Below are 11975 nucleotides of genomic sequence, written 5' to 3'. Positions count from 1 at the left end.
CCATGCTTTCCAACCCTAATATCGATCTGGTTTCGCGCTTCCTTCGCCTGCCTCTGGAACAGCGCCAGCAGTTTTACCAGCGCCTGCAAAGCCGGGGCATGAGCTTCGCTCAACTGCCGATTGCCTCGATCCGTGAGGACGGCCAGATGCTGCCGTTGTCCTACGCCCAGGAGCGCCAGTGGTTTCTCTGGCAACTGGACCCGGACAGCGCCACTTACCATATTCCCGGCGCACTGCGTTTGCAGGGCCGTCTGGACTTGGCGGCGCTGCAACGTGCGTTCGACAGCCTGCTGGCCCGCCATGAAAGCCTGCGCACACGCCTGGTACAGGACGGCGAGCGCCTGCTGCAAAACGTAGCGCCTGAGGCGCGCATCGAGATACGCCAGGACGTTGCCGACGAACAGCAATTGCTGGCGCGCGTCGGGGCTGAGATAGCCCGGCCTTTCGATTTGCAGGCGGGGCCGCTGTTGCGCGTGAGCTTGCTGCAATTGGCCGAAGACGAGCATGTGCTGGTGATGGTGCAGCACCACATCATTTCCGATGGCTGGTCGATGCAGGTCATGGTCGAGGAACTGGTGCAGTTCTACGCCGCGCACAGCCAAGGCCGGGAGGTGCAACTGCCGGGTTTGGCGATCCACTACGCCGACTACGCGCTGTGGCAGCGCAGCTGGATGGAGGCCGGGGAGAAGGCCCGTCAATTGGCCTACTGGCAGGACCTGCTGGGCGGTGAGCAACCGGTGCTGGAATTACCCCTGGACCATCCGCGCCCGGCGCAGCAAAGCCATCGCGGCACCAGCTTGCAGGTGCATCTGCCGGCGGACCTGGTGGCCGGTATCAAGCGCCTGGCCCAGCATGAGGGCGTAACCCCGTTCATGCTGTTGCTGGCCTCGTTCCAGACCCTGCTGTTTCGCTACAGCGGCCAGTCGGACATCCGCATCGGCGTACCGAATGCCAACCGCAACCGCGTGGAAACCGAACGGCTGATCGGCTTTTTCGTCAACACCCAAGTGCTCAAGGCCGACCTTGACGGGCAGATGAGCTTTGCCGAACTGCTGCAGCAGGCCAAGCGCCGCTCCCTGGAAGCCCAGGCGCACCAAGACTTGCCGTTTGAACAACTGGTGGTGGCGCTGCAACCTGAGCGCAGCCTGAGCCACAACCCGCTGTTCCAAGTGATGTTCAACCACCAGACCGACGCCCAGGGCGGACGCGATGGCCAGCAATTACCCGGCCTGCGGGTGGCGCAGCTGGATTGGGAAAACCAGACCACGCATTTCGACCTGAGCCTGGACACCCATGAGTCCGCTGAAGGCCTCTGGGCGGCGTTGACCTATGCCACCGACTTGTTCGAAAGCGCAACCATCGAACGCTTGGCGCAGCATTGGCAGAACCTGCTCCAGGCGGCAGTGAGCGCACCTCGCAGCCGTCTTTGCGCGCTGTCGATGCTCGATGCGCCCGAACAACAGCGGATGCTCAAGGACTGGAATGCCCCCGCCACCGTCGCGGCACCGCATGCCGTGCACCAGTTGTTCGAGGCCCAGGCCCGCGAACATCCGGCGCGCCAGGCGCTGGCCCTGGATGACCAAACGCTCAGCTACGGTGAACTGAACCGCCAGGCCAATCGCCTGGCACACTACCTGATCGCCCATGGCGTAGGCCCGGAAGTGCTGGTGGGGATCGCGGTCGAGCGCTCCTTTACCATGGTGGTCAGCCTGTTGGCGGTGCTCAAGGCGGGTGGTGCCTACGTGCCGCTTGACCCTGAATATCCGCGTGAACGCCTGGTACATATGCTCGATGACAGTAACGTGCGTCTGGTGTTAACCCAATCCCACCTGCGCGATCGTTTGCCATTGCCGGCCGATCTGACGGCGCTGGACATCGACCTGGCCGACGCGCAGCTGGCGCAGTGTGCCGAGCACAACCCGCCTACCGCGTTCGAGCCCCGCAGCCTGGCGTATGTCATCTACACCTCCGGCTCCACCGGCAAGCCAAAAGGCGTTGCCATCAGCCATGCGGCATTGAGCGAATTCGCCGGTATCGCGGCCGAGTATTCGCGTCTGGTCGCGGACGACCGCGTACTGCAGTTCGCGACCCTTAACTTCGATGGCTTTGTCGAGCAGCTGTACCCGGCCCTGACCTTGGGCGCGACGGTCGTGTTGCGCGGGCCGCAGTTGTGGGACGGCGCGGACCTGTACCGACAGATTATCGACCAAGGCATCACCCTGGCCGACTTGCCCACGGCCTATTGGAAACTGTTCCTGCAGGATTGCCTGGCAGCGGGGCCACGGCCCTATGGCGCATTGCGCCAGGTGCATATCGGCGGCGAAGCGATGCCGTTGGATGGCCCGGTGCTGTGGCGACGCGCGGGGTTGGGGTATGTACGCCTGCTCAATACCTACGGGCCGACCGAGGCCACGGTGGTGTCCAGCGTGCTCGATTGCAGCGATGACAACGCCGTGATGGGTGCGACGGCCAGCCCGATTGGCCGCGCGTTGCCGGGGCGCGGCCTGTATGTGTTGGACCCTGACCTTAACCTGTTGCCGGTGGGCGCCGTGGGTGAGCTGTACATTGCCAGTGCCAGTGGCCTGGCCCGTGATTACCTGCAACGCCCGAGCCTGACTGCCGAACGTTTTGTCGCCGACCCGTTCAGCACCCTGGGGGAGCGTCTTTACCGCACCGGTGACCTGGCGCGTTATCGCGCTGACGGGGTGATCGAATATGTCGGTCGCGTCGACCATCAGGTCAAAATCCGAGGGTTCCGTATCGAGTTGGGTGAGATCGAAGCGCTGCTGTTGGCCCAGGAGGCGGTGCGCGAAGCCTTCCTGCTGGCCGCCGACAACCAGTTGGTGGCCTACCTCGTACCGGCCCAGCCGTTGTCCGCGGCGGAACAGGCTGCGGCGGGCGAAACGCTCAAGGCCACCTTGCGTGAGCAACTGCCCGATTACATGGTGCCTGCGCACCTGATCTTCCTCGACCGCATGCCGTTGAACCCCAACGGCAAGCTTGACCGCCAGGCGCTGCCCAAACCTGATGGCGGCGCGGTGCAACAGGCCTGGCAGGCACCGGTTACGCCACGGCAACAGCAGGTTGCGGCGATCTGGGCCGATATTCTTGGCGTCGAGCGTGTGGGCCTGACCCATCACTTCTTCGAGCTGGGCGGGCATTCACTGCTGGCCATGCAAGTGGTCTCGCGCATTCGTCAGGCTTTGAAGCTCGAAGTGCCGCTCAAGCTGCTGTTCGAACAGCCGCGCCTGGAGGGGTTTGTCGCCGCACTGGCAACCCAGGACCCAGACGCACCGACCGCGCCCGCGCTGTTGCCGGTAGGGCGGGACCAGCCGTTGCCGCTGTCCTACGCCCAGGAGCGCCAGTGGTTTTTGTGGCAACTGGAGCCGCAAAGCGCCGCGTACCACATCCCCAGCGCCTTGCGTTTGAAAGGGCAGCTTGACTTGGGCGCACTGCAACGCAGTTTCGATACCTTGCTGGCTCGGCATGAAAGCCTGCGCACCCATTTGCGCCAGGAGCGCGACCGCACGGTTCAGATAATTTCGCCGCAGGTGTCGTTGCAGATAGCGCACGCCGAGGTGCATGAAGCGCAACTCAAGGCACGGGTCGAGGCCGAAATCGCCCAACCCTTCAATCTGGAACAAGGGCCTTTGCTGCGGGTTTCGTTGCTGCGCATCGCCGCTGATGAACATGTACTGGTCTTGGTGCAGCATCACATCGTGTCCGATGGCTGGTCGATGCAACTGATGGTTGAAGAGCTGGTGCAACTGTATGCGGCCTACAGCCAGGGACAGGTGTTGCAATGGCCGGCGCTGCCGATTCAGTACGCCGACTACGCCGTATGGCAGCGCAACTGGATGGAGGCGGGCGAGAAGGCCCGTCAACTGGCGTATTGGCGCGACATGCTCGGCGGTGAGCAGAGCGTGTTGGCGTTGCCGTTCGACCACCCGCGTCCTGCTGTGCAAAGCCATCGTGGCGCGCGCCTGGCATTCGAACTGCCCGGCGCGTTGACCCAAGGCCTCAAGGCCCTGGCCAAGCAGCAGGACGTGACCTTGTTCATGCTGCTATTGGCCTCGTTCCAGACCTTGCTGCATCGCTACAGTGGCCAGGAAGAGATCCGTGTCGGGGTACCGATCGCCAACCGCAATCGCAGCGAGACCGAGCGTCTGATCGGCTTCTTCGTCAACACCCAGGTGCTCAAGGCCGATCTCCACGGGCAGATGAGCGTCGAGCAACTGCTGCAACAGGCCCGGCAACGGGCGCTGGACGCCCAGGCTCACCAGGACCTGCCCTTCGAACAACTGGTGGAAGCGCTGCAACCCGAGCGCAGCCTGAGCCACAACCCGTTGTTCCAAGTGATGTTCAACCACCAGACCGACGTGGGCCAGGCTCAGGTTCAGCAGCAACTGCCGAATCTTTCGGTAGAGGGGTTGGAATGGGAAAGCAAGACGGCGCATTTCGACCTGGACCTGGATATCCAGGAATCCACCGAAGGTATCTGGGCCACGCTCGGCTATGCCCAGGACCTGTTTGAGGCCAGTACCGTGCAACGCATGGCGCGACACTGGCAGAACCTGTTGCAAGGCATGGTTGCCGACCCACGGCAGACTCTCAGCCAATTGAACCTGCTGGACAACACCGAACGGCAGCAGATCCTTCAACGGTGGGACCAGAGCGACGCAGGTTTCTCGGCCAAGCGTCTGGTTCACGAGTTGGTGGCCGACCGCGCCGGGGAAACCCCCGAAGCGGTGGCGGTGAAATTTGGCGAGCAACAGCTGACTTATGGCGAGCTGGACCGCCAGGCCAATCGCCTGGCCCATGCATTGATTGCCCGTGGCGTCGGCCCCGAAGTGCGCGTGGCGATTGCCATGCCGCGCAGCGCCGAAATCATGGTGGCGTTCCTGGCAGTGATGAAAGCCGGCGGCGTCTACGTGCCGCTGGACATCGAATACCCGCGTGACCGCCTGCTGTACATGATGCAGGACAGCCGTGCCCGATTACTGTTGACCCATTCGACGGTGCAACAGCGCTTACCGATTCCAGACGGCCTGGAAGCCCTTGCCGTGGACCAGACGCAAGCCTGGTCCGCCAACGACGACAGCGCACCCGAGGTCGTGCTGGATCGCGACAACCTCGCCTACGTGATCTACACCTCCGGCTCCACCGGCATGCCCAAGGGCGTAGCGGTGTCCCACGGCCCGTTGGTGGCGCACATCATCGCCACCGGCGAGCGTTATGAAACATCCCCGGCCGATTGCGAACTGCATTTCATGTCGTTTGCCTTCGACGGCTCCCACGAAGGCTGGATGCACCCGCTGATCAACGGCGCCAGCGTGCTGATTCGCGATGACAGCCTGTGGCTGCCGGAATACACCTACCAGCAGATGCATCGCCATCACGTGACCATGGCCGTGTTCCCGCCGGTGTACCTGCAACAGTTGGCCGAACATGCCGAGCGCGACGGTAACCCGCCCAAGGTTCGTGTGTACTGCTTCGGCGGTGATGCCGTGGCCCAGGCCAGCTATGACCTGGCTTGGCGCGCACTCAAGCCGACCTACCTGTTCAACGGCTACGGCCCGACGGAAACCGTGGTCACGCCGTTGCTGTGGAAAGCGCGCGAGGGCGATCCCTGCGGTGCCGTCTACGCACCGATCGGCACGCTGTTGGGCAATCGCAGCGGCTACGTGCTGGATGCGCAACTCAACCTGCAACCCATCGGCGTCGCCGGCGAGTTGTACCTGGGCGGTGAGGGCGTGGCTCGGGGTTACCTGGAGCGTCCGGCCCTGACCGCCGAGCGCTTTGTGCCGGACCCGTTCGGCAAGCCCGGCAGCCGTGTGTATCGCAGCGGCGACCTGACCCGTGGCCGCCCGGATGGTGTGGTGGATTACCTCGGTCGCGTCGACCATCAAGTGAAAATCCGGGGCTTCCGTATCGAGCTGGGCGAGATCGAAGCCCGTCTGCGCGAGCAGGACAGTGTCGGCGAAACCGTGGTGGTGGCCCAGGAAGGGCCGAGCGGCAAGCAACTTGTTGCCTATGTAGTGCCGCTCGACCCGCTGCTGATCGACGACGCAGTGGCGCAGTCGACCTGCCGCGAAGCCCTGCGCCGCGCCCTGAAAGCCCGGTTGCCGGACTATATGGTGCCCACGCACCTGATGTTCCTTGAGCGCATGCCGCTGACGCCGAACGGCAAGCTTGACCGCAAGGGCCTGCCGCGCCCGGATGTCAGCCAGATGCAGCAGGTGTACGTGGCGCCGCAGAGTGAGCTGGAGCAGAAGATCGCCGCGATCTGGTCCGACGTGCTGCGTCTGCCACGTGTTGGTTTACACGATAACTTCTTCGAATTGGGCGGTGACTCGATCATCTCGATCCAGGTGGTCAGCCGTGCCCGTCAGGCCGGTGTGCGCTTCACGCCCAAGGATCTGTTCCAGCACCAGACGGTCCAAAGCCTGGCGGCCGTGGCCCGCGAAGGCGAGGGCGCGGTGGTGCTGGATCAGTCGGCATTGACCGGTGAGTTGTTGTTGCTGCCCGTCCAGCAGGCGTTTTTCGCCGATGACATCCCCCAGCGTCACCACTGGAACCAGTCGGTGGTGCTACAGCCTCACCAGGCGTTGCAGGCGCCGCTGCTGGTGGCGGCGCTGCAGGCCTTGATCGTGCATCACGACGCCTTGCGCATCGGTTTCGTCCAGGGCGCGGCAGGCTGGAGCGCGGCGTATCGCGGGCCGCAGCAGCATCAGGCCGAGCAGGTCCTGTGGCAGACCACCTTGAATGCGGTCGAAGAGTTGGAGGCCCTGGGTGAGGAAGCCCAGCGCAGCCTCGACCTGAGTGAAGGGCCGCTGCTGCGTGCGGTGCTCGTCGACCTGGCCGACGGCTCCCAGCGCTTGCTGCTGGTGATTCATCACTTGGTGGTGGACGGCGTGTCCTGGCGCATCCTGCTGGAAGACCTGCAAACGGCTTACCGCCAAGTTGCCCAAGGTGCCACGGTCGTGTTGCCCGCCAAGACCAGCGCGATCCGGGCCTGGGCCGAGCGTCTGCAAGCCTATGCACGCAGCGCCGCACTGGCGCAGGAACTGGCCTGGTGGCAGACGCAGTTGCAAGGCAGCCCAACCGGCCTGCCGGGGGCCGATCCACAGGCCAGTTTGAGCAACCGGCATGCGCTGAGCGTGACCACCCATCTGGATCAGGTCTTCACGCGGCGTCTGTTGCAGGACGCCCCCAGTGCTTACCGCACCCAGATCAATGACCTGTTGCTGACCGCACTGGCGCGCGTCGTTGTGCGCTGGACCGGTGACGCGTCGATGTTGATCCGCCTGGAAGGCCATGGCCGTGAAGACCTGTTCGACGAGATCGACCTGACCCGTACCGTCGGCTGGTTCACCAGCCTCTACCCGGTGAAGCTGGTGCCGACCGATTCGCTGGCCGGCTCCCTCAAGCAGATCAAGGAGCAGCTGCGCGCGATTCCCGACAAGGGCCTGGGCTTTGGTGCCCTGCGTTACCTGGGGAATGCCGAGGCTCAACAGGCCCTGAGCGAACTGCCGCGCCCACGCATCACCTTCAACTACCTGGGGCAATTCGACGGCAGTTTTGACGGCGGCGAACAAGAAGGCTTGTTCGTCCCCTCCGGTGATGGCAGTGGTGCCGAACAGAGTGGCGAGGCCCCGCTGGGCAACTGGTTGGAAATCAACGGCCAGGTCTACGCGGGCGAATTGAAGTTGAACTGGAGCTTCAGCCAGCAGATGTTCGACGAGGCGACGGTACAACGCCTGGCGGATGACTACGCCGCGGAACTCAAGGCGTTGATCGAGCACTGTGGTGTCAACCAGGGTGTCACGCCTTCGGACTTCCCGCTGGCGCGTCTGTCCCAGGCGCAACTGGACAGCTTGCCGGTGACGGTGGCTGACATCGAAGACGTTTACCCGCTGTCGCCGATGCAGCAAGGCATGCTCTTCCAATCGCTGTACGGCGAAGGCTCGGGTGACTACATCAACCAGATGCGCATCGATGTCGAGGGCCTGGATGCACCGCGCTTCCGCCAGGCCTGGCAGGCGGCGGTGGACAGCCATGAGATCCTGCGCAGCGGTTTTCTCTGGCAGACCGAGTTTGAGCAGCCGTTGCAGGTGGTCTACAAACAGATGCGCATGCCGTTCGCCGAGCTGGACTGGCAAGGTCGTCCTGACAGCAGTGCGGCACTCGATAGCCTCGCCGAGTCGGCGCGGGCCCAGGGGTTCGTGCTGGAACAGGCGCCGTTGCTGAGCCTGACGGTGGTCCGTACGGGGGCGTCCCGTTATCACTTGATCTACACCAACCACCACATCTTGATGGACGGCTGGAGTGGTTCGCAGTTGTTTGGCGAGGTGCTGCAACATTACGCCGGTGAACCGCTGCGTGCGCCCATCGGGCGTTACCGCGATTACATTGCCTGGCTGCAGGCGCAGGACAAGTCGGTCAGCGAGGCATTCTGGAAAGCGCAACTGCTCAACCTGCAGGAACCGACCCGCTTGGCCCGTGGCCTACAGGCTGCGCAAAGCGAGGCGCTGGCGGTCAACGGCGAGCACCGTCTGAACCTGGACGCCAGCCAGACCGCTCAGCTCAAGGCCTTCGCACAGCGCCATAAAGTCACCCTCAATACGCTGGTGCAAAGCGCCTGGCTGCTGCTGTTGCAGCATCACACCGGACAGGCCACCGTGGCGTTCGGCGCCACCGTGGCAGGCCGTCCGGCGCAATTGCGCGGTATCGAACAACAGGTGGGTCTGTTCATCAACACCTTGCCCGTCGTTGCCACGCCGGATGCACAGATGACGGTCAGCCAGTGGCTGCAGCAGATCCAGGCGCAGAACGTGCGCTTGCGTGAGCAGGAGCATACGCCGCTGTTCGAGATCCAGCGCTGGGCCGGGCTGGGGGGCGAAGCGCTGTTCGACAGCATTCTGGTGTTTGAGAACTACCCGGTCTCCGAAGCGCTGGAGCAGGGCGCACCCTCGGGGCTGACGTTTGGTGCCGTCCACAGCCTGGAGCAAACCCATTACCCGTTGACCGTGTTGCTGGGCATCGGTGACACCTTGGGCATGGAGTTCAATTACGACCGCCACGCCTTCAGCGCGGCGCATATCGAACAGTTGGCCGAGCACTTCCAGCAGCTGTTGCAGGCATTGGCAGTGGACGGCACCCAGCGTTTGGCAACGTTGCCTTCGCTGGCCAGTACCGAACGTGAAACGGTCCTGCATGCCTGGAACGCCACAGCCGCGGACTACCCGCTGCACCTTGCGGTGCATCAGCTGATCGAAGCCCAGGTGGTGCGCACACCGGACGCACCGGCGCTGGTATTCGCCGGGCAGGTGTTGAGTTACGCCGCGCTTAACCGTCGGGCAAACCGCCTGGCGCATCGCCTGATAGCAGCCGGCGTTGGACCGGACGTCCTCGTGGGACTGGCGGTTGAGCGTTCGATTGAAATGGTCGTTGGCCTGCTGGCGGTACTCAAGGCCGGTGGCGCTTATGTGCCGCTGGATCCGGAATACCCCCGCGATCGATTGGCCTACATGCTGCAAGACAGCGACGTGAAGCTATTGTTGACCCAGGCGCATTTGCTGGAGCAACTGCCGATTCCAACGGGCTTGCACAGCCTGGTGCTGGAGCAGGGCGATGAGTGGTTGCAGGCCTACGCCGAGCAGAATCCGCTAGTCACCGTCGATGGCGAAAACCTCGCCTATGTAATCTACACCTCGGGCTCCACCGGCCAGCCCAAAGGCGCGGGTAACCGCCATTCGGCGCTGACCAACCGGCTGTGCTGGATGCAGCACGCGTATGGCCTGGAGAGCAGTGATACGGTCTTGCAGAAGACGCCGTTCAGTTTCGACGTGTCGGTGTGGGAGTTCTTCTGGCCGTTGATGACCGGCGCGCGCCTGGTCGTGGCAGCGCCGGGCGACCATCGTGATCCGGCCAGGCTGGTGAGCCTGATCAACGCCGAGCACGTCACGACGTTGCACTTTGTGCCGTCCATGCTCCAGGCCTTCTTGCAGGATGCCGGCGTCGGCGCCTGTCATAGCCTGCAGCGCATTGTGTGCAGCGGTGAAGCGCTGCCGGTGGATGCCCAGCAACAGGTGTTCGCCAAGCTGCCCCATGCCGGTTTGTACAACCTGTATGGGCCGACCGAAGCGGCAATCGACGTGACCCATTGGACCTGCGTCGACGAAGGGCGTGACGCCGTGCCGATTGGTCGGCCGATCGCCAACCTGGGCTGCTACGTATTGGACGGCAACCTGGAACCGGCACCCGTTGGCGTGTTGGGTGAACTTTATCTGGGCGGCGTCGGCCTGGCGCGCGGTTATCACCGTCGGCCGGCGCTGACCGCCGAACGCTTTGTGACCGATCCGTTCGGCAGTGGCAGCCGTTTGTATCGCACCGGAGACCTGGCGCGTTATCGCGACGATGGGGTGATCGAGTACGCCGGGCGCATCGATCACCAGGTCAAGCTGCGTGGCTTGCGCATCGAGTTGGGTGAAATCGAGGCCCGCCTGCTGGAGCACGCGTATGTGCGTGAAGCGGCGGTGCTCGCCGTGGACGGCACGCACCTGGTGGGCTACCTGGTGCTGCAGGCGCCGAGCGAGGACTGGAAAGCACAGGTGGCGATGCACCTCGCGGCGCAGTTGCCGGACTACATGGTGCCGGCACAGTGGGTGGTGTTGACACAGATGCCGCTGAGCCCCAATGGCAAGCTGGACCGCAAGGCGTTGCCTAAACCGGAGGCGCAAGGTGCAGGCGCGTATCAGGCCCCGCAAAGCGTCATCGAGCAGCAGGTCGCGGCGATCTGGCGGGATGTCCTGGGTGTCGAGCGCGTAGGGCTGAACGACAACTTCTTCGAGTTGGGCGGTCACTCCTTGCTGGTGCTGATGCTCAAGGAGCGTATCCGTAAAGTCAGCGGTGTCGGCTTGTCCGTCAGCCAGTTGATGCTTAACCCGACCGTACGCGGCCAGGTCAACTGCCTGCAGGGCGACGCGCGCAGCTCGTTGATCGTCAAGCTCAACAGCCAGACCGAAGGCACGCCGTTGTTCATGTTCCACCCAAGCTTCGGTTCGGTGCATTGCTACACCGCGATTGCCCTCGCGCTACGGGAGCAGCGTCCGGTGTTCGGGGTGATCTGTCGTGCGCTGGCCGAGGCGGGGGCAGAGGTGCCCGAATGGCAAGCCATGGTCGAGGATTACGCCGAGCAACTTCTGTTGGCCCAGCCCCAAGGCGCCTTCCGCCTGGCAGGCTGGTCGTTGGGTGGCAACCTGGCGATGGAAGTGGCCTACGTGCTGGAGCAAGCGGGACGCGACGTCGAATTTGTCGGCTGGATCGACTCCGCGCCGCCGCAGTGGCTCACGCCCTATTGGCAGGCGGTCGTCACCGAGGATGACCGTGAAATCTCGGCGAACGAGCGGCGTGCGGCCTTGTTGGGCGTGATGTTCCCGGCGTTTGCCGAGCGGATTCAGGCGGCCTGGCAGCAATGTCAGCGCGATGCCCAAGACGAAGCGGGGCAATGGCAAGGGTTTATCGCCTGGGCCGAGCAGACCCTGGGCGAGGCCTTTACCGGTATCAAGGATGAGTTGCTGCGTGGCAACGAGGCGCAGATTTCCTGGGAGGTCGACCGCGCGCTCAGTGAGCGTCTGTCGGCGGCGGACTTCAAGCCGATCAAGGCCCCGGTCAGTTGCTGGTGGGCGTCCATGAGCCGCGCCGGCCAATTCAAGGACCTCATTGAGCAGCACATGGCAAGCACCCTTGTTCAGGGGCGGATCGAGCGTTCAGTGGTGATCGAGACTGATCACGACGGGATCATCGACAGTGCCGAGTTCATCCGTAGCCTGGTGGCGGCCATGGGATAACACCTCAAATGATGAACACTGAACCTGTGGCGAGGGGGCAAGCTCCCTCGCCACAGGGGAGGGCGGGCACAAAAAAGCCCGATGAAAGCAGCGCTTCCATCGGGCTTTCGATTGGTCGCCGCA

The 11975-nt window shown here is 63.7% G+C and carries 1 protein-coding gene; it reads left to right on the top strand.

What is annotated here, in order from left to right; translation table 11 throughout:
- Window positions 1–2: 2 nt before the first annotated feature.
- The gene (locus AB4O08_RS01470) at window positions 3–11852 is read left to right on the top strand and encodes a non-ribosomal peptide synthase/polyketide synthase (RefSeq protein ID WP_460114658.1); all 11850 of its coding nucleotides are present in this window, start codon (window positions 3–5) and stop codon (window positions 11850–11852) included.
- The last annotated feature ends 123 nt before the right edge of the window (window positions 11853–11975 follow it).

The sequence above is a fragment of the Pseudomonas sp. H3_E07 genome, from assembly GCF_054668895.1.
Note: the sequence above shows the minus strand (reverse complement) of the source record. Positions and strands in the feature narration are given on the sequence as shown.

What these genes read in the sequence shown, in the direction of transcription:
- AB4O08_RS01470 (WP_460114658.1), top strand. Translation starts at nt 3, where the DNA reads ATGCTTTCCAACCCTAATATCGATCTGGTTTCGCGCTTCCTTCGCCTG.